Annotated in this window: 14 protein-coding genes; 4 read left to right on the top strand and 10 right to left on the bottom strand. The window is 71.9% G+C overall.

What is annotated here, in order from left to right:
* Window positions 1-182: 182 nt before the first annotated feature.
* Both rpsO and eccD read right to left on the bottom strand, forming a co-directional pair.
* Window positions 183-470 (bottom strand): 30S ribosomal protein S15, encoded by a 288-nt coding sequence (rpsO, locus tag F0L17_RS19665; protein ID WP_162466452.1) that lies wholly within the window; start codon window positions 468-470, stop codon window positions 183-185.
* A 229-nt stretch (window positions 471-699) separates the two neighbouring features.
* Window positions 700-2,175: a type VII secretion integral membrane protein EccD gene (gene eccD, locus F0L17_RS19660; RefSeq protein ID WP_162466451.1), complete on the bottom strand. Its 1,476-nt coding sequence runs from the start codon at window positions 2,173-2,175 to the stop codon at window positions 700-702.
* Between the two features lie 259 nt (window positions 2,176-2,434).
* Here eccD and eccCa point away from each other — a divergent pair, with 259 nt between their 5' ends.
* Window positions 2,435-6,406 (top strand): type VII secretion protein EccCa, encoded by a 3,972-nt coding sequence (gene eccCa, locus F0L17_RS19655; protein WP_162466450.1) that lies wholly within the window; start codon window positions 2,435-2,437, stop codon window positions 6,404-6,406.
* Between the two features lie 96 nt (window positions 6,407-6,502).
* Here the strand turns inward: eccCa and F0L17_RS19650 are convergent, their stop codons facing one another.
* A complete protein-coding gene (locus F0L17_RS19650) occupies window positions 6,503-7,702 on the bottom strand; it encodes a Cmx/CmrA family chloramphenicol efflux MFS transporter (protein WP_155072087.1) in 1,200 nt (399 codons plus the stop codon).
* 454 nt (window positions 7,703-8,156) lie between these two features.
* Here F0L17_RS19650 and F0L17_RS19645 point away from each other — a divergent pair, with 454 nt between their 5' ends.
* The gene (locus tag F0L17_RS19645; protein WP_155072086.1) at window positions 8,157-8,390 is read left to right on the top strand and encodes a DUF397 domain-containing protein; all 234 of its coding nucleotides are present in this window, start codon (window positions 8,157-8,159) and stop codon (window positions 8,388-8,390) included.
* A 106-nt stretch (window positions 8,391-8,496) separates the two neighbouring features.
* On the opposite strand, the gene F0L17_RS19640 is transcribed toward F0L17_RS19645, so the two are convergent.
* The 7 genes from F0L17_RS19640 to eccB form a co-directional block, all read right to left on the bottom strand.
* Entirely contained in the window at window positions 8,497-8,784 is a 288-nt protein-coding gene (locus F0L17_RS19640) for a WXG100 family type VII secretion target (protein WP_155072085.1), read from the bottom strand.
* 29 nt (window positions 8,785-8,813) lie between these two features.
* On the bottom strand, window positions 8,814-9,176 hold the full coding sequence (locus tag F0L17_RS19635; protein WP_155072084.1) for a WXG100 family type VII secretion target: 363 nt from the start codon (window positions 9,174-9,176) through the stop codon (window positions 8,814-8,816).
* Between the two features lie 75 nt (window positions 9,177-9,251).
* Window positions 9,252-10,484 (bottom strand): S8 family serine peptidase, encoded by a 1,233-nt coding sequence (locus F0L17_RS19630; RefSeq protein WP_338018144.1) that lies wholly within the window; start codon window positions 10,482-10,484, stop codon window positions 9,252-9,254.
* 78 nt (window positions 10,485-10,562) lie between these two features.
* A complete protein-coding gene (locus tag F0L17_RS19625) occupies window positions 10,563-12,230 on the bottom strand; it encodes a WXG100 family type VII secretion target (RefSeq protein WP_155072082.1) in 1,668 nt (555 codons plus the stop codon).
* Window positions 12,231-12,246: 16 nt separating this feature from the next.
* Complete coding sequence (locus F0L17_RS19620) at window positions 12,247-12,672, bottom strand: hypothetical protein (protein ID WP_155072081.1); 426 nt, start codon at window positions 12,670-12,672, stop codon at window positions 12,247-12,249.
* A gap of 116 nt (window positions 12,673-12,788) precedes the next feature.
* On the bottom strand, window positions 12,789-14,096 hold the full coding sequence (gene mycP, locus F0L17_RS19615) for a type VII secretion-associated serine protease mycosin (RefSeq protein WP_155072080.1): 1,308 nt from the start codon (window positions 14,094-14,096) through the stop codon (window positions 12,789-12,791).
* Window positions 14,097-14,141: 45 nt separating this feature from the next.
* Window positions 14,142-15,653, bottom strand: a complete 1,512-nt coding sequence (gene eccB / locus F0L17_RS19610; protein ID WP_155072079.1) for a type VII secretion protein EccB — start codon at window positions 15,651-15,653, stop codon at window positions 14,142-14,144.
* A 190-nt stretch (window positions 15,654-15,843) separates the two neighbouring features.
* On the opposite strand from eccB, the gene eccE reads away from it, so the two are divergent.
* Both eccE and F0L17_RS19600 read left to right on the top strand, forming a co-directional pair.
* Window positions 15,844-17,166 carry a type VII secretion protein EccE gene (gene eccE / locus F0L17_RS19605; protein ID WP_155072078.1) on the top strand — a complete coding sequence of 441 codons (1,323 nt, stop codon included), beginning with the start codon at window positions 15,844-15,846 and terminating at the stop codon, window positions 17,164-17,166.
* Window positions 17,166-17,903, top strand: a complete 738-nt coding sequence (locus F0L17_RS19600) for a hypothetical protein (protein WP_202917897.1) — start codon at window positions 17,166-17,168, stop codon at window positions 17,901-17,903. The genes eccE and F0L17_RS19600 overlap by 1 nt, the downstream gene beginning before the upstream one ends.
* The last annotated feature ends 100 nt before the right edge of the window (window positions 17,904-18,003 follow it).

Genomic DNA, 18,003 nt, shown 5'->3' with positions numbered 1-18,003 from the left:
CATGCCCGGGGGCCACTACCGAGGACCGGCGACGCGAAAGCGCTCCGCCTCGTTCGTTATGTCGTTGTGGGACCAGACTACAAAGCTTCCGCTTCCCGTGAGGCCCCGTGCGGCACGGATTTTCCGTGCGTACGGCGAAGGGAGCGGTTCCCGTCCGTGGGAACCGCTCCCTTCGGGGCGTGTTACCGGGCGCCCGCGGCGCCGCGCCGGATACCCAGGCGCTCCACCAGCGCGCGGAAGCGCTGGATGTCCTTCTTCGCCAGGTACTGCAGCAGGCGACGGCGCTGGCCGACCAGCAGCAGCAGACCACGGCGGGAGTGGTGGTCGTGCTTGTGGGTCTTCAGGTGCTCGGTGAGGTCGGAGATGCGGCGGGTGAGCAGCGCGACCTGCACCTCGGGGGAGCCGGTGTCGCCTTCCTTGGTGGCGAACTCGGCCATGATCTGCTTCTTCGTAGCGGCGTCGAGCGACACGCGATACTCCTTGGGTTTCTTCGTCGAGGCCACCGAGTGCCCCTGGTCGGACGCGCAGGGAATCTTCCGGGACTCGGGAGGCGGGGCTCGCTGGGCGCTGTCTCCAGGGCTCCCGGAGACGCGTACGCAAACGGCCGCGGACCAGCCTACCAGCCGCGCGACGGCCCGATCACCACCGGTCGCGTCCACCGGCGCGGTGATCGGCCGGCCCGGCGGACGGGCGGGACCGTCAGCTCGTCATGCTCCGGGCGGCCGAGTACGCGTCCAGCACGGCCAGGCAGAGCGGGACCAGGGTCAGCAGGACGAAGCCCTCGGCGATGTCGAGGAAGCGCCCCCAGAAGGGGGTGACACCGCGCCGCGGCACGACCAGTCCGATGGCCGTGAGCAGGGCCGCGGCGACGGCGAGGGCTGCCGACAGCCAGATCGTCCGCAGGTCCAGGGCGCCGGCGTCTCCCGCCAGCAGCTTCTGCACCAGGTCGGCGGGCGGGTCGAGGGCCAGGCCGAGGGCGAGCAGGGCCAGCGAGACCAGACCGGCGGCCAGCGCGCAGGTCACCTGGGCGGTGTAGCGGAAGAGGCGGGCGCGCGTCAGCAGGCCGAGCCCGGTGGCCAGGGCGAGGAGTTGGCCCCAGCCGGAGTCGGAGAACCCCAGGACGGCGGCCGCGCCGACGGCGACGGCCGCGCAGCCGCCGACCAGGCCGAGGAGCATCTCGTGCCCGCGGCGGGCCTGGGCGGCGACACGGTCGGCGTCGACGGGGCCGGCGGTGTCGGGGGCGGCGTCCGGGTCCTCGTCGTACCGCATGGTGCCGGTGTGGGGCGGGTGGTAGCCGACGGGCAGCCGCGCGAAGCGGGCGGACAGTCCGGGGAGGAAGGCGATGACGCCGACGGCGACCGGCACGCACACGGCCGCGGCCTCCACCGGACGCAGTTCGGTGAGGACGGCGACGAAGGTGACGAGGGTGCCCACGGTCGCGGCGAAGGCGGCGGCGACGAACGGGCCGTCTCCACTGGGAGTGGCGGCGATCAGGGCCGCCGAGGCGACCAGGACGGCCACGCACCCCAACAGGAACTGCAACCTGCCGACGCCGGCACCGTCCTGGAGCGGCAGCAGTCCGGACCCGGCGATCATCACGTGCGGCAGGGCGGCGAGTCCGAGCGCGACCGCGGCGGGGCGGTCGTCGTAGACCCGGGCGCGCACCACCGCGAAGGCGATCAGCAACACCCCGGTCACGGCGGCCAGGACGCCCGGCAGGCCGTGCATGTCGTGGTGGACCGGGTCGGCGAACCACAGCACGAAGGCCATCAACGACAGCAGCACCACGCCGCCGACCAGGCCGGCGACGCGCATCAGGTCGTCGCTCCACATCCTGCGGTCCCGGCTCACCGCGGAGGCGACCGCGTCGGAGACGTCGTCGAAGACGGCCGGCGGCAGCGACTCGGAGAACGGGCGGAGGCCGAGGACCTCGCCGTCCAGGACGCGCTGGGCGCCGAAGGAACGCGATCCGTCCAGCACGCTGCCGTCACGGCGCACCAGGTGGTAGCCGACGGGGGCGCCCTCGGCGGGGGTCTGGCCGCTGAGGCGGAGGATCTCGGGGTGGAGGTCGGCGACCGGGACGTCCTCGGGGAGTGCGACATCGATGCGGCTGTCGGGCGCGACGATGGTGACCCGGCAGAAACCGGTGGCGGCTGCCGATGCAGTCGTACTCACCTTGAGTTCCCCCTCGTGGGCTGCTCACTGGCTCTCACTGGCTTCACACGATGCGCACGGTTCCGCCATGGGAATCCCGTGTTCCCCCGCGGCTCCCCACCGCCGGCCGGCCGCTCACGCTGCGCATATGTCGCGCGCCACCCTACCGCCCTCCGCCATCGCGCACTGCCAGTAGGATCGCCCCGCGCGGACGGGGTCCGTCGCCACGGGGGCGTCGGCAGGAACACCGTCCCGTTCTGCCCGAGGGATTGATGCTTCCGTGAGCCAGATCGTCGTCAAGCGTCCGCCGCGGGTGCTGCCGCCCGGCGTGCCCAACGAGGATCTGAGGTTGGAACCGCCCCCCGAACTCCCGCGCGGACAGCAGGAGGGCGTGCTGTTCCAGCTCCTGCCGATGCTCGGCATGGGTGGTTCGGTCGTCTTCTTCTTCATGCCGAACGCGCACCCCTTCATGCGCATCATGGGCATGATCATGGTCGCGTCCACGATCGCCATGCTGATCGCCACCATCGTGCGGTTCCGGCGGGGCACCCAGGGCGAGATGGCGCAGCTGCGCCGGGACTACCTCAAGTACCTGGCGCAGACCCGGCGCAGGGTCCGCAGGACGGCGCGGATGCAGCGGGACGCGCAGTACTACCTGCACCCCTCGCCGGACCAGTTGTGGGCCCTGGTGGCCGAAGGCAGCCGGATCTGGGAGCGGCGCGCGAGCGACGACGACTTCGTGCACGTGCGCGTCGGTCTGGGCGACCAGCGGCTCGCCACCCCGCTGGTGGCTCCGGAGACGGCGCCGGTGGACGAGCTGGAGCCCCTGACGGCGGGCGCGATGCACCAGTTCCTGCAGACCCACGACACCGTCGGGGGACTGCCGATGGCCGTCTCCCTGCGGGCCTTCTACCACCTGACGGTCAGTGGCGACCCGGAGTCGGTGCACGGCGCGGTCCGCGCGATGGTCGCCTCCCTGGTCTCCCTGCACTCCCCCGACGACCTGGTGCTGGGCATCGCGACCGGGCGGGAGGGCGCCGAACGTTGGGAATGGGCCAAGTGGCTGCCCCACGCCCAGGCCGCCGGCGTCACCGACGGCGCGGGCAGCGGACGGCTGATCGCGGGCGACCCGGCGGAGCTGGAGCACCTGCTGGGCGCGAAGTTGGAGGGCCGACCCCGCTTCAACTCCGCCGGGCAGCCGCTGCTGGACCAGCCGCACGTGGTGGTCGTACTGGACGGTGGCGCCGCGGTGCCCCCGAACTCGATGCTGGCCTCCGCCGAGGGACTGCAGGGCGTCACGGTCGTGGAGGTCGTCCCCGGTGACATCGGCAGCCCGCGCGGCGGCCTCTCGGTGGTCGTGCGCCCCGACGAGCTGCGACTGGAGTCGGCGCGCGGCGCGGTGTACGAGGGGCGGCCGGACTTCCTCTCCCCCGAGGCCGCCGAGGCGCTGGCCCGCCAGCTCGCCCCGCTGCGCATGGGGACCGGTGGCGACGACGACGAACCGCTGTTGGCCAACCTGGAGTTCACCGACCTGCTGAACCTGGGTGACGCCGCCTCGGTGGACGTGCGGCGCACCTGGCGGCCGCGTTCGACGGCCGAGCGGCTGCGCGTCCCGATCGGGGTGGGCGAGGACGGACAGCCGGTCATGCTGGACCTGAAGGAGGCGGCGCAGGACGGCATGGGCCCGCACGGCCTGTGCGTCGGCGCGACCGGTTCCGGCAAGTCGGAGCTGCTGCGCACCCTCGTGCTGGGCCTGGCGGTCACACACTCCTCGGAGACGCTCAACTTCGTCCTGGCGGACTTCAAGGGCGGCGCGACCTTCGCCGGGATGTCGCAGATGCCGCACGTGGCGGCCGTCATCACCAACCTGGCCGACGACCTGTCGCTGGTCGACCGCATGGGCGACTCCATCCGCGGCGAACTCAACCGCCGTCAGGAGTTGCTGCGCGACGCCGGCAACTACGCCAACATCCACGACTACGAACGGGCGCGGGCGGCCGGCGCCCCGCTGATCCCACTGCCCTCGCTGGTCCTGGTCATCGACGAGTTCAGCGAGCTGTTGACGGCCAAGCCCGACTTCATCGACATGTTCATCCAGATCGGCCGCATCGGCCGTTCGCTGGGCGTGCACCTGCTGCTGGCCTCGCAGCGCCTGGAGGAGGGCCGGCTGCGCGGTCTGGAGACGTACCTGTCGTACCGGATCGGTCTGCGCACCTTCTCGGCCGCCGAGTCGCGCGCCGCGCTCGGCGTGCCGGACGCGTACCACCTGCCGTCGGTGCCCGGTTCGGGTTACCTGAAGTTCGGCACCGACGAGATGGTCCGTTTCAAGGCCGCCTACGTCTCGGGCACCTACCGATCCGGGACCTCCTCCGGCGACGCGGCCGCCGGGGGGCCGCTGCCCGTCGAACGTCGACCGGTGCTCTTCACCGCCAGGCCGGTGCCGGTGCCCGCGCCGCGCCGCGCCGAGCCCGCCCCGGCTCCCGTGCCCGCCCCGGCGGACGACGACGCGCTGGCCGACACCGTTCTGGACGTCGTCGTACGACGCCTGGAGAACCAGGGTCCGGCCGCCCACCAGGTGTGGCTGCCGCCGCTGGACCAGGCGTCGCCGCTGGACGAGCTGCTGCCCGGCCTGACGAGCGTCTCCGGCCGCGGCCTGGCCCGGCCCGACTGCCCGCACGCGGGCCGGCTCACGGTGCCGCTGGGGCTGGTGGACAAGCCGTTCGAGCAACGGCGCGAGGTGCTGGTGCGCGACTTCTCCGGTGCCGCGGGCCACATGCTGGTCGTCGGGGGCCCGCAGTCGGGCAAGTCCACCCTGCTGCGCACCCTCGTCGCGTCCTTCGCGCTCACCCACACCCCGCAGGAGGTCCAGTTCTACGGCCTGGACTTCGGTGGCGGCGGCCTGTCGGCCGTGACGGGTCTGCCGCACGTGGGCGGCGTCGCCTCCCGGCTGGACCCGGAGCGGGTGCGGCGGACCGTGGCGGAGGTCGCCGGCGTGCTCAACCAGCGCGAGGAGTACTTCCGCGCGAACGGCGTCGACTCCATCGCCACCTTCCGGCGCCGCCGGGCCCGGGGGGAGATCGTCGACCAGCCGTGGGGTGACGTGTTCCTGCTCGTCGACGGCTGGGGCGCCTTCAAGCAGGAGTACGAGATGCTGGAGGCCGTCGTCACCGACATCGCCTCCCGCGGCCTGGGCTACGGCGTCCACGTCGTGGTGACGGCCTCCCGCTACATGGAGGTGCGCCCGGCGCTGAAGGACCAGTTGCTGAACCGGCTGGAGCTGCGGCTGGGCGACACCATGGACTCGGAGTTCGACCGCAAGGTCGCCGCGAACGTCCCCTCCGGCGTCCCCGGACGCGGTCAGACCCCGGAGAAGCTGCACTTCATGGCCGCGGTGCCCCGCATCGACGGCGTCTCCTCCGACGAGGAGCTCTCCGACGCCACCGCGGCGCTGAACGACGCGGTGGCGCGGGCCTGGCAGGGGCCGTCGGCCCCACCGGTCCGGCTGCTGCCGCGCGAACTGCCCGCCGACCGGCTCCCCAAGGGGAGCGACCACCCGCGGTACGGTGTCGCCTTCGGCATCGACGAGAACACCCTGCAGCCGGTCTTCGTCGACTTCGAGACCGACCCGTTCTTCCTCGTCTTCGGCGAGAGCGAGTCGGGCAAGACGGCCCTGTTGCGCCTGCTGGCCAAGCAGATCTGCGAGCGGTACACGCCCGACGAGGCGCGCATCGTCGTCGCCGACTACCGGCGCTCCCTGCTGAGCAACATCCCCGACTCGCACCTCATCGTGTACGCCGCCATGTCCAACGCCATGGACACGCACATGGCCGCGATGAAGGACCTGATGGAGAAGCGCACCCCGCCGGAGGACGTCACCCCCCAGCAGCTGCGCGATCGCAGTTGGTGGAACGGGCCGAAGATGTTCATCGTCATCGACGACTACGAGCTGGTCTCCACCTCCAGCGGCAACCCGTTGGCGATGCTCACCGAGCACCTGCCCTTCGCCCGGGACATCGGCGTCTGCTTCATCATCGCCCGCAACTCCGCCGGTGCCTCCCGCGCCTCCTACGAACCGTTCATGCAGCGCATGAAGGAGCTCGGCGCCCAGGGTGTGGTCCTCTCCTCCGACCCCGGCGAGGGCGAACTCCTCGGCAACGTCCGTGGTCGACCGATGCCGCCGGGCCGGGGCCACTTCGTCTCCCGGAAGCGCGGCAACCCGCTGGTGCAGGTCGGCTGGCTGCCGGCGCGCTAGGAGTGCCGTCCGGGAGGGTCGGTGGTGTCGTGCGGAGGCGCGAGACCGGTGGGGGCGCCCCGGCGGCCGCGTTCACCGGGGCGCTCGCCGGGGCGTTCACCAGGGCGTCCGCACGTCTTGCCGGAGCGCCTCGGCGCTTCGGCCGGCCGCGACCACGGTACGGAGGGGGAACGCGATGAGCAGTGTGATCGCGACGAGCAGGCCGCTCACCCACAGCGGTCCGAGGTTCCCGGCCGCGGTGGTGAGGGTGGTCGCGGCGACGAGGGGGCCGACGGCGGCGCCGACGTTGAGTGCCGCGGTCGCGTACGACCCGGCCATGGTGGGGGCTCCAGCGGCCTCGTAGAGGACCCGCGTGATCAGTGTGCTGCCCAGCGCGAACGACAGCGCGCCCTGCACGAACACCAGGGCGAACAGGGCGGCCGGCTCGTCGGCCAGCACCGCCAGGGCCGGCCAGCCGACGAGCAGCAGCGGACCACCGATCGCGATGACCGAACCGGGACGTTGGTCGGACAGCCGGCCGGCGACGGTGACACCGACGAAGGAACCGGCGCCGAAGAGCACCAGAACGACGGAAATCCACAGCTCGCCCAGTCCGGCGGTGTCGGTCACCACGGGGGCGAGGAAGGTGAAACTCCCGAACGTCGCCGCGTTCACCAGCGCGCCGAGCACCATCACCAGGGCCAACCGCGGCCTCGCGAGTTGGGCGAGTTCCGCCCGCAGGACCGGCCCGCCGGTCGCCTTCCCCTTCTCGCGTCCTTCCGGGATCCCCCTCAGGATGCCGAGGGCCGCGGGCAGACAGAGGGCGGCGACGGCCCAGAACGTGGCCCGCCAGCCGAGCAACGTGCCGAGCACCGCCCCGCCGGGGACACCGGCGACCGTGGCCACCGTCGTGCCGGACAGCAGCACGGCCAGCGCGCGTCCCTTCCTGTCGGGCGGAACCAGCGCGGCGGCGGCCGTCAGCGCGACGGCGAGGAACCCCGCGTTCGCGAGCGCGGCGACGATCCGGGTGGTGAACAGGACCGGGAAGCTCGTGGTGACGGCACCCACGGCGTGAGCCGTCGCGAAGACGAGAACGAACCCGAGGAGGCCGGAGCGCCTGGGCCAGTTGCGGGACAGTGCGGCCACCAGGGGAGCGCCGACGATCATGCCGATCGCGAAGGCCGAGGTGAGCAAGCCCGCCGTCCCGACGGTGACGTCGAGATCCGAGGCGATGTCCGGCAGGAGGCCGGCGAGCATGAACTCCGAGGTGCCCATGGCGAAGACCGCCATGGCAAGCAGGTACAGCGGAAGAGGCATCGAGTGGCTCCGAGGTGAGGAGAGGCACGAGAGGGTCATCTCGTCACCGCGGCCAGCCCCAGGGCACACGCGTCCCACCACGGAACGTGGCGCGACGACAGGGCTGTGAGCTCAGTGGTTCAGGGGGCTGACGGCGTGACCGAAAGCCCCCACCGTGTCCGACTCAGGACTCGACATGCCCCGCACGCTACCCGACCGGTGCCCGTCGAGGCACCTCGTTTTCGCCGGCGGCGGCCGGTGTCCGTGCGAACCGTCCCGAACGGGGCGTCCCTCGATGGATCGGAGGTCGCGCGGACGCCCTTCGAGGCGCCGACCGGGCTGTTATCTTGCGTGGGAATCCATGAGACGCGGAGCGCTTCGCCGTGGTCCTCGGTTCACCGTCGCCGCCACAGAGCCGCGCACGGTGCGGTGCGGGAACACGCCCCGTCGCCGCGGTCGTCGAGGAAGGACATTGATGGGGACTCAGCAGGAGAAGGACGAGCTGTACGCGATGGACATCTCCGACGCCGCGTGGGAGAGCGCGCCCGGCGGTCCGGAGGACGAGAGGGTGGAGATCGCGCACCTGCCGGGCGGCGCCGTGGCCATGCGCAACTCCAAGGATCCCGACACCGTGCTGCGCTACACCGCCGCGGAGTGGCGGGCCTTCGTCCTCGGGGTCCGTGACGGGGAGTTCGACCTCGAACCCTGAGCCGGGCCCGTCCGACGCGAGACCTCGGTGGAAACGGCGGGCGGGCGCCCGACGTCCTGGACGTCGGGCGCCCGCCCGAAGCGTTCGGCGGCGAAACCGGAAGGGTTCAGAACTCGAACTGCGCCGCCGCCTTCTTGTCCGTGCGCTGGTAGTCGCCCGCGGCGCCGCGCAGAAGGTTGGCGATCTCCGTCAGCGTGCGGTTCAACCCGTTGACGTTCTCGTCCCAGTTCGCGTGCTTGGCGTGGAACTGCGCCTTCGCCTCACCCTCCCAGTTCGCGACCACGGCCTTGACCTTGCCGTTCAACGTGTCGAGCTGGCTCGTGAGGTCCCTCGCGGCCTGGTCCACGTCGTCGGCGGCGGAGACGACGGTGTGGTAAGTGATCTTGATGGTCATACGTGTCCCTCCCTTCCTGCTGAAATCGGTTACTTGACGTTCGGAGTGACGCCCACGCCGGAGAAGTCGCTGATGGGGCTCGCCTTGGAGAGCTGGTTGAACTTCTCCATCTGGTCGATCTCGTTGGCGGTGAAGCCGTCCTTGCTCGCCTGGAGCGCCTCCTCGATCATGCGGAGGTTGCCGTCCAGCTTCCGGGCGTAGTCGTTCGTGCTGCGCTGGAGCCGGTCGTACTGGGCGTGCGCGTCGCCCTTCCACGCGGCCTGGATCGTGTCGACCACGGCGTTCAGGTTGGAGATCTTGCTCTTCAACTTCGCCTGCATGTCCCGAACCTCGTCGAGCAGGCTCTTGAGTTCGGCATCATTTGACTGGAAGTTGCCGCCTTCGCCGGACATACCGTCCTCCCTGGAATGTGAGTTACTGGTGCTTGCGGGCTGGTCGTCATGGGCGCTCCGCGTGCGGGCCCCCGGTCATGTCCTGCGGATCGCCCTCCGCACGAGAACGAACGCGCCGGCGACCACGATGGCCACCGCGGCGCCCGCTCCCAGGAGGATCCACAGGTCACCGTCGTCCTTGGACTCGGTGGCTCTGGTGTCGGCGTTGTCGGCGCTGCCGGCGTCGTCGTCCGCCTGGCCCTTTTGGCCTTCGCTCTTCCCCCCGGCGTCGCTCCGGTCGTTCTTGCCGTCCCTCTCCCCCTGGGGAGGGGACGCCGACGCCGACGGAGTCGGTTCCGTGGCCTCGATCGGGTTCTCGTTCGGGTCCCCGGGATCGCCCTTGCCTTCGAGGAGGTGGATACGGGGCCGGACGGCACCGTATCCGATGTAGACGCTGGAGACTCCCTTTTTCCCGTCCTTGCGTCCGGCGGTGTCCACCAGGACCCGAAGGACCTGGTTGGCCGTCCAGTCGGGATGCTCGGCCCAGATCAGAGCGGCGGAGGCGGAGGCGATGGCGGTGGCCACGCTCGTCCCCGCGCCGTCCGGGCAGTACTCCTCGAACCGCTCGTCACACCATCCGGGGACGTCGACACCGGGTGCGGACAGATCGACGTTGAGGCCGTGCTGGGAGAATTCCGTCACTTCCCCTTGTCGGTCGGTGGCGCCCACGCCCACCACCCCGACGTACGAGGCCGGGTACTGCTGCTTGTTGCCCTTTTCCGCGTCGTTCCCCACGCCCGCGAAGAGAAGTTTCCCCTTGCCGATCGCGTACTCGACGGCCTCCGCCCCGGCGGCATCGTAGTAGGGCCCCGAAAAGGACATGTTGATGATCTTCGCATCACTGTCGGCCGCGGCCCGGATCGCTTTCACGTAACCGTCGGCCTTGATTTCATGGCCGAGCCCCTCCAGGGGAATCCGGTAAGGGATGATCTTCGCTCCGGGGGCCAGACCCCTGATGCTTCCGTTCCTTCCGGTGCCGGCGATGATTTCGGCCATGTCCGTTCCGTGGCCGCTGTAGTCGTCGGTGGCCTCGCCCGGCGCATCGGTCATGTCCTCACCGGGCAGGACCTGGCCCCGCAGGGCATCGGTGGAGGCGTTGACGCCGCTGTCGATGACCGCGACCTTGATGCCCTCGCCCGTGCTGACCTTCCACATCTCCTCGGCCCGCATGGCGTCCAGGTACCACTGCCGCGGACGAATGTCCTCCGCGTGGGCCGTCGGTACCGGCCCGACGAGGCATGTGGTCCATACGCCGGTTACAGCCAGCACGGAGAGCAGGAGCCGCCGCATGCGCCGCGACGGCGTCCCACCCCGGCCTGGGTTGTGTCCTGCCGTCATCGCCGCTCTCTACTGTGGTGTTTGGTCGACGACGGGAGGGGCGATGCCGCTCCGCCCCGTCCGCCATGTCTCTTCGTCCTCGGTGAGGTAGTCCGGTCGACGGGAATCGTTACGGTTCTCCTCACGGGGACGGGGGCTCGTGGTTCCGGTGCGGGGCACCGCGCCCGTCGAGGTCCGGCTGTCTCCCGTGGCGCCGCTCCTCGTCAGCCCGGTGCCACCGGGCGTGAACGGGCGCGCCGCGCCTGCTTGGTCAGGAGCGCTCCGGGAGGCGCCGACGACACCGCCGGCGCCCACGCCCGGCCTGTACCCGGCGGAGCCGCTTCCCGTGCCGGCACCACCGACCGCGCCCGGCCCAGCGGCTCCCGTGGGGGGCCGTCCTGCCGTACCGTGCTCCGTTCCGACCACGGTTCCCCGGGGAACGCGCGGGCTTTCGGAGGTCGTTCCGCCCTGCGTCGGAGTGCCGCCGAAGACACCGTGGCCGCCTCGGCCCATCGGGGGGACCGTCGAGGCAGGGGGCTTTCCGACCGGGGCACCGCCCGTGCCCGTGACGGAGCGGGTGGTCGCGTTGTTCGCCGGCGACGCGGTGGATGCGCCGCTCTCCCGGCCCGCCCCGGGTCGGACCGGGTTCGGAGGAGGCGGAGGCTTGGCCGTTCCCACCCGTCTGTTGCCCCCCGACCGGTCGGGGGCGAGCACCGGAGGAGCGCCGGGTACGCCGGTGTTGGGAGCGGCCGGGCCGCCGGCACCCGAGGGGAGCGGAGCGCGCTGCCCGGTGTCGGTGGGCGTCGTGGTGGCCGGAGGGGCGGCTGTGTCGAGGTCGATCCGCACGGACTCCCGAGGAGCGGGGGATCCCTCGACGGATCCGGGCTTGCCCGGGGTGGAGGACGGTGGACCCGCCTCGGCGGCCCACGCGTCCCATGCGGCTCCGCCGCCTCCGTGGGCAGCCGGCGCGGAGCCGCTCCCGCCCCCTGGCGCAATCTTGACCGAATCCTGCGGTGGCGGCGCCGGGGGCATGCCGACGTCCGGCATCGGGCCGAACTCCGGCTCCTGGAGGCCCTGCATGTTCTCGTGCGAGACCCGGTAGTAGGACGCCAGGCGGTTCATCTGGTTGACGGCTTCCTGGCGGTTGTCCTCCTTCCGCTTGGCCAGCCGGTACTTCTCGTCGGACTCGTCGCGCTCCTCGGGCGGAATGCTCTCCAGACGCGGCGCGGCCATGACGGCGGGGTCACGCTCGGGCATGCTGCCGCGCACCGTGGCCAGGCCGACCCCGGCGGCCTTCAGGTGGATGCCGGCCTTCTCGGTGAAGTCCGCCAGGAGGATGGTGTTCCTGCTCAGCTTCCGGCCCCAGTCGCGGAAGCTGTCGCCGAACTCGCCCTCCCAGTCGACCTTGTCGATGTGCTTCTTGAGGTCCTCGCCGATCTGCCTGATGTCGCCGCCGGCCTCCCAGAGCCTGTCGGCGGCGCTCTCGATGTCGCCGGGGTCGCCGCCGTCGACCAGGGCGTACATCTCCTCGAGTTCCTTGTTCTCGAAGTTCGTGGACCCCATGACGCTGTTGCGCATGTTCAGGGCGCCGAACAGGTCGAACGGGGCGAGCGCGCCACTCCGCTTGAGGTCGGTCACGAGGAGCCGACCGGCGACGACCGGCTCCTCGGACCTCTCCTGGGTGTTCTCGTCGGTCACGGTCGTGCCTCCCCCGTCAGTAGGTCGCCCCGGTGGCCTCGTCCTTGGGCCGCTGCCCCTCGTGCTCCTGCTTCTCCGCCTCCCGCTGCCGCCGGTGTTCGAGCGCCCGCCCCTGGATCTCCCAGAAGCGCCGCTTGAGGTCGTCCTCCAGGTTGCCGAAGCCGATGTCGGCACCGTGGACGGCGATGCGCATGGCCTCGATCTGGTCACCGAGCGCCTTGGAGAGGGAGGCGAGTTGGGTGTGGACCCGGTTGTACTGCGCGTAGACGCCGTCGGCCTCGGCGAAGTCGCCGCCGAAGGCGGAGCGTGGGACCTCCTGCCGACCGACCCGGGCGGGGGAGGCCGGGGAGTCCTCCAGGGTTCGGAGGATGCCGTCGACCCGCTTCTTGAAGTCCTTGAGCGACTCGAGCTCGCCTCTGAGCTTGCCGGCCGACAGCCCCATCAGGTTCCCCCTCCCCCGTCGAACACACCCGGTGGCCCTGTGACCCACCACTGTAGCCACCGCCTGGGACAGCACCAACGGCGATACGGCCGTCCGGCCGGCGGTGGGCGCGGCCCCTAGTGGGTCTCCCGCCTGCGCCGCCAGTCTCGGTGGACCAGGGAGCCACCGGCGATCACCGACACCAGGACGCCTCCGCCCACCACCGCGTACGTGCCCAGGCGTTCGTCGCGCTCCTGCGGGGTCTCGCCGAGGTGGAGTTCGGCCGGCGTGGGCGGCTCCGCCCGGTCCACTCCCTCGCGGGCCACCGGCTCCTCGATCCGCCGGTCGTCCTCGGTGAGGGCTCGGACGGGGTCGATGACGCCCCAGCCCACGTGACGGTCGTGTCCGGGGACGGAGCGTTCGGCGGTCTGCGCGATCTGGGCCGCGACGTGGCGCGGTTCCCAGTCCGGGTGCTCGGCCACGAGCAGCGCCGCGACGCCCGCCACGTACGGGGCCGAGAAGCTGGTGCCGTTGTCGGCGCAGTGGCCGCCCCCGGGGACCGTGGAGATCATGTCGACGCCGGGCGCGGCGACGTCCACGAAGTCGCCCGACTGGGAGAAGGGCGCGCGTTCGTTGTTGCGGTCGGAGGAGGCGACGGCGATGACGCCCTCGTAGGAGGCCGGGTAGGTCTCCTTGACGTTGCCGCCCAACCCGTCGTTGCCGGCCGACGCCACGATGACGACGCCCTCGGCCAGTGCCTTGTTCACCGCCTGCTCCAGATCGGAGTTGGGCTTGAGGGGCGTGGAGGTGTCCTGCGAGATGTTGATGACCTTCGCCCCGGCCTCGACCGCGTGCTCGATCGACCGGGCCATGGTGGTGGTGTCGCCGTTGCCCTGGGCGTCGTTCTGCTGGATCGGGATGATGGTCGCCTCGGGCGCGATGCCGACGAAGCCGGTGTTGTCCGCCGGACGCGCGGCGATGATGCCGGCGACCTTGGTGCCGTGGCCGACGGTGTCGTCCGTGCCGTTCGCCGCCGGTGGTTTCACGGAGTTGCCGTACTCGTCCTTCTCCGGGGTCTTCAGGAACCTCTTGCCGAGCTCGGCGTCGACCGCGTCCTTCAGTTGGGGGTGGTCGTCGTCCACCCCGGTGTCGATGACCGCGACCTTGACGCCCCTGCCCTTGGTCTTCTCCCACAGTTGGTCCAGGAGCACCCTCTTGAGCGACCACGGCCTGCCCTCGAAGGGCTCGGCCGGGAAGGTGCACTGTCCGGTGTCGGCCGCCGCGGGTGGCGCCCAGGCCAGGGGGGCCGCGACGGCGCCCAGGGCCGCCACGCCGAGCGCCGCGGCCGTCGGGAGCGCCGTCCACCGGCGTGGCGTGCGCGCCGGGCCCGGTTCGCGGACGGCTCCGGTCCCGGACGCGGGTGTGGTGGTCGACGTGTGCGTCATCTCGTGCTCCTCCCCCTCCTCAAAGCCTCTCCTCGGGGCCTTTCCTCAGGAGCCCTGCGGCTGCTTCGCCGCGCTCGTGCTCAGCCTCGGTCCGGTCGGCAGGAAGCTCGACCAGTTCGCCGGCACCGGTACGGGTCGGGCGCCCTCGTAACCGAGCCTGATCTGCGCCTGGTTGCCCTCCTGCGCGCTCTGCCGCGGGTCCTCCTTCTTCCCGTCCGTGCCGATCTCGGACTCGTCCCGGCCGCTGTCGGTGTTCGCCTGTACCGCGTAGCGCAGACCGGTGTCGGTCACCAGGAAGACACCGCCGGAGCCGGTCTCCTCCCCCTTGATCTGTCGGAAGAGCAGGCCCGAGCCCGGGGTGACGTACGCGCTGGTGGCGCCGTTGGGCAGGGTGGCCGGGTAGTCCTCGCCCGCCCAGGTGCTGAGCGTGGTGGTGCCCTTCTTCTCGTCCACCTCGCGCAGGACGTTGCACAGGGCGTCCCGGCCGCCGTCCGCCTGGTTGACGGTGCTCGCCTCCGTCTCCGGCCAGTCCAGGTCGCTTCCGTAGAAGGTGTCCTCGGGCCGGATGGCTCCGGCACTGACCTCACGGGCCTGTCCCTGCTGGCCGAGCGGGACGGAGGCCGGGCTGTTGAGCAACAGCTTGGCCATGAAGTCGGTGACCGGCCTGATCTGCTCCTCCAGCACCACGTAGTGCTGGTGTCCGGTGCCGGACGGGGCGCGCAGCACCATGCCGATCCGGTTGGTCTCGGCGTCCAGGCTGCCGGGGGCGCCGGCCGGGGTGCCGGTTCCGTCGATCGCGCGGGGGAACCGGATCTCGTCGCCCTGTTCGAAGGTCTTCAGCCAGTCGTCGCTGACGTCCTGTGGCCGTGCGTTGCCGACGACGGTGCGCAGCAGGTTGTCGTCCGCGTCGACGGGGTAGGCGGTGCCCCGGGCGTCGACGATGTGGAGCCCCCCGTCCTGGTCCCTGACGTACATCACCTCGCCGTCACGCAGCCGGTTCCTCCCCTCGACCCGCTTCTCGTCCCGGTCGGCGAGGACGAAGACCGCCTCCTGGACGCCGTCGTCGCCGGGCTGGACGCACACGGCCCAGCGCTTGGCCTCCGTCGCCTCGTTCCTGTCGGGCAGCCGGTCGGGGGCGTAGGGGATGCCGATGGTGGCGCCGTGCGGGATCCTGCCGCTGTCGAGGATCTTCTCGTCGACCTCGACGATCCCGAACTTGCTCGGATCCAGCAGGAGTTTGGCGGAGGCCAGGTTGAGCACCGGGTGGAGTTGCTTCTTGCCCTTGGTCTCCAGGACGACGTAGCGGGTCGTGGAGTCACTGCCGATGATGACCTTCTCGCCGGGGTTGTCCCACCCCTTGGGCGCCTTGGGTTTGAACATGCCCCAGGCGCCGAAGCCCGCCAGGATCACGGCCCCGACGACCAGTCCGGGCAGCACGGCCCGCAGCGGGCGCGGCGCTCCCTCCTCGGTCCCCGTCGGAGAGGGCTGGAGGAATGCCGAGACCAACCGCTTCTTGGCGAAGGTGTAGGCGTTGAGCTCGTCCCGCCGTGATGCCATCTCTCGCTGCTTCTCCCCACTGGTGGCCCGGCGTCCCCCGGATTCCGGAGCACCGCCACTGCTGCCGTTTGTCGGACCGGGCCCCTACTATGCCCGTTGGCGATCGGCCCGCGCCGCTCCGGTAGGGTGATCGCCCGACCAGCGCCCTGGAGGGCCAGGGCGATTACGGACACAAGGGGATTTTCAGGGGATGGGGACCGCCACGCGGGCCCGGACCGCCACGTCCGCGCCCGACCTTCCGGCGCCGGACGGCGCACGCCCCGAGTCCGCACGGCCGCGCCCGACCCGCGCGGTCACACCGCGCGTCGAAGCACGTCACCGCGGCCTGGGGCCGCTCAGGTTGCACCAGTTGGTGATGGTCGAGCTGGCCGCGGCGGGGGTGTTGGCGGCCGCCGCCGTCCATGAGGTCCTGGTCGTCCCGACGGCCGTGGTGGCCGTCCTGGTGCTGCTCGCGGTGGTGTCGCGGCGGCGCGGCCGGCCGCTCCCCGAGTGGCTGGGCACCGTCGTGGCGCTGCGCCGCCGCAGGCGGCGGGCCGCCGCCGAGGTGCTTCCGCCGGAGACCGATCCGGGCCTGGCCCCGGCCGTCGAGTGCGAGCCGGCCCTGCGCAGCCTGACCTACACCGACCGCGACCGACGCGGCGTGGGCATGGTGGGGGACGGCACGTTCCTGACCGCCGTGCTGCGCGTCGAACCGCGTCCCTCCGCCCTGCGCTCCGGTCCCGCCGAGCGTCCCCTGCCGCTGCGGCTGCTCTCCGACGTGCTGGAGGTGGACGGCATTCGGCTGGAGTCGGTGCAGGCGGTGCAGTACACCCAGCCCGCCCCGGCGCCGCACCTGCCCGCCCGGTCGCCGGCCGCGTCCAGCTACGGCCCGCTGCAGGCCGCGTGCGGCGCTCCGGCCGTACGGGTGACCTGGGTGGCCCTCAAACTCGACCCGGAGCTGTGCCGGGAGGCGATCCGGGCGCGCGGTGACGGCCTGGAGGGCGCGCAGCGGTGCCTGGTGCGGGCCGCGGACCAGTTGGCGAGTCGGTTGGTCGGGGCCGGTTTCCGCGCGACGTTGCTGTCGGAGCAGGAGTTGGTCACCGCGCTCGCGACGTCGGCCGGGGCGAGCCCGATGGCCACGACGCGGGCCGGGCGCCCCGACTCCGCTCCGGCCCGGCGCACCGAGGAGAAGGCCCGTGCCTGGCGGTGCGACGACCGCTGGCACACCACGTACGCGGTGGCGCGCTGGCCCGAGTTGGGGCCGGGTGCCGCCTCGCTGCCGTCGCTGGTGGCGACGGTGACGGGTCTGCCCGCCCTGGCCACCACCTTCAGTCTGACCCTGAGTCCAGGCGAGCGCCGTTCCGTGGCGCTGCGCGGCCATGTGCGGATCACCGCCCGCAGCGACGGTGATCTGGTCTCCGCCCGGCACGTGTTGGAGCGGCTGTCGCGGGAGCACCGGATCGGGCTCGTACGGTTGGACCGCGAGCAGGTGCCCGGGGTGCTGGCGACGCTGCCGTTGGGAGGGACGCGCTGATGCCCGGATCCGTCGACTCGACGCGCACGGCCGCCCGCCCCCGCCTGGGGTTCGGGCTGCGCGGTCCCCGGACGGCCCGTCAGGTTCTGCCCGTCGAACAGTTGGACGTGCTCGCCCTGCCGGTCGGTGACGACGGCGTGGTGGCCGGCGTGGACGTCCAGGAGCGCCCCGCCGTCCTCGGCCTCCACCACCCGGTCGCCCACGACGTGGTGTTGATCGGCGGTCTGTGGACGGCTCAGGTGTTGGCGCTGCGCGCGGCCGGCACGGGAGCGCGGGTGGCCGTCGAGACCGGTCGGCCGCAGGTGTGGACGAACCTGGCCCGGGCCGCCGGCGGCGACCAGCAGTGCATGACGCTCCACGACGTCGGTCGGGTGCCGCCGATGGGTGCCACGGCCGTCTCGCCGGTGGTGGTGGTCAGGGACTGCGGGATGAAGCCGCCGCGCGGCCGGGTCTCCTCGGGCCCCTGGCAGTCGGTGCTCACGCTGCTGCCGTACCTGAGTCCGGTGGCCCCCCGGCTGCTCAAGGGTGCCTCGCTCGCCGGCATCCAGCAGGTCTCCCCCGAGGAGGCACGGAAGGTCGGCCGGCTCCTCTCCCTGTCGCGGCAGGAGATCGAGGCGCTGTCCACGCTCGCCGACGGCGTGACGCTGTGGTGCTCCGGCCGGGATCGACGGTTCGTGCTGACCAGACCCACCGACGTGGAGACGGGTCTGCTGGGCACGGCCCGGCGGCTGGACTGATCCGCGTCCCACCGGCCGGATCCCACGCCGTCATCGGTCCGTTGTCCGAGTGCGACGGGATCGGCATGCCGCATCGTCGTCCACGGCGATTAGTGTGGTC

The organism is Streptomyces taklimakanensis, assembly GCF_009709575.1.
Taxonomy (GTDB): Bacteria; Actinomycetota; Actinomycetes; order Streptomycetales; family Streptomycetaceae; genus Streptomyces; species Streptomyces taklimakanensis.
Note: the sequence above shows the minus strand (reverse complement) of the source record. Positions and strands in the feature narration are given on the sequence as shown.

What these genes read in the sequence shown, in the direction of transcription:
- F0L17_RS19650 (WP_155072087.1), bottom strand. Translation starts at nt 7,702, where the DNA reads ATGCCTCTTCCGCTGTACCTGCTTGCCATGGCGGTCTTCGCCATGGGC.
- F0L17_RS19645 (WP_155072086.1), top strand. Translation starts at nt 8,157, where the DNA reads ATGGGGACTCAGCAGGAGAAGGACGAGCTGTACGCGATGGACATCTCC.
- F0L17_RS19640 (WP_155072085.1), bottom strand. Translation starts at nt 8,784, where the DNA reads ATGACCATCAAGATCACTTACCACACCGTCGTCTCCGCCGCCGACGAC.
- F0L17_RS19635 (WP_155072084.1), bottom strand. Translation starts at nt 9,176, where the DNA reads ATGTCCGGCGAAGGCGGCAACTTCCAGTCAAATGATGCCGAACTCAAG.
- F0L17_RS19620 (WP_155072081.1), bottom strand. Translation starts at nt 12,672, where the DNA reads ATGGGGCTGTCGGCCGGCAAGCTCAGAGGCGAGCTCGAGTCGCTCAAG.
- mycP (WP_155072080.1), bottom strand. Translation starts at nt 14,096, where the DNA reads ATGACGCACACGTCGACCACCACACCCGCGTCCGGGACCGGAGCCGTC.
- eccB (WP_155072079.1), bottom strand. Translation starts at nt 15,653, where the DNA reads ATGGCATCACGGCGGGACGAGCTCAACGCCTACACCTTCGCCAAGAAG.
- eccE (WP_155072078.1), top strand. Translation starts at nt 15,844, where the DNA reads ATGGGGACCGCCACGCGGGCCCGGACCGCCACGTCCGCGCCCGACCTT.
- F0L17_RS19600 (WP_202917897.1), top strand. Translation starts at nt 17,166, where the DNA reads ATGCCCGGATCCGTCGACTCGACGCGCACGGCCGCCCGCCCCCGCCTG.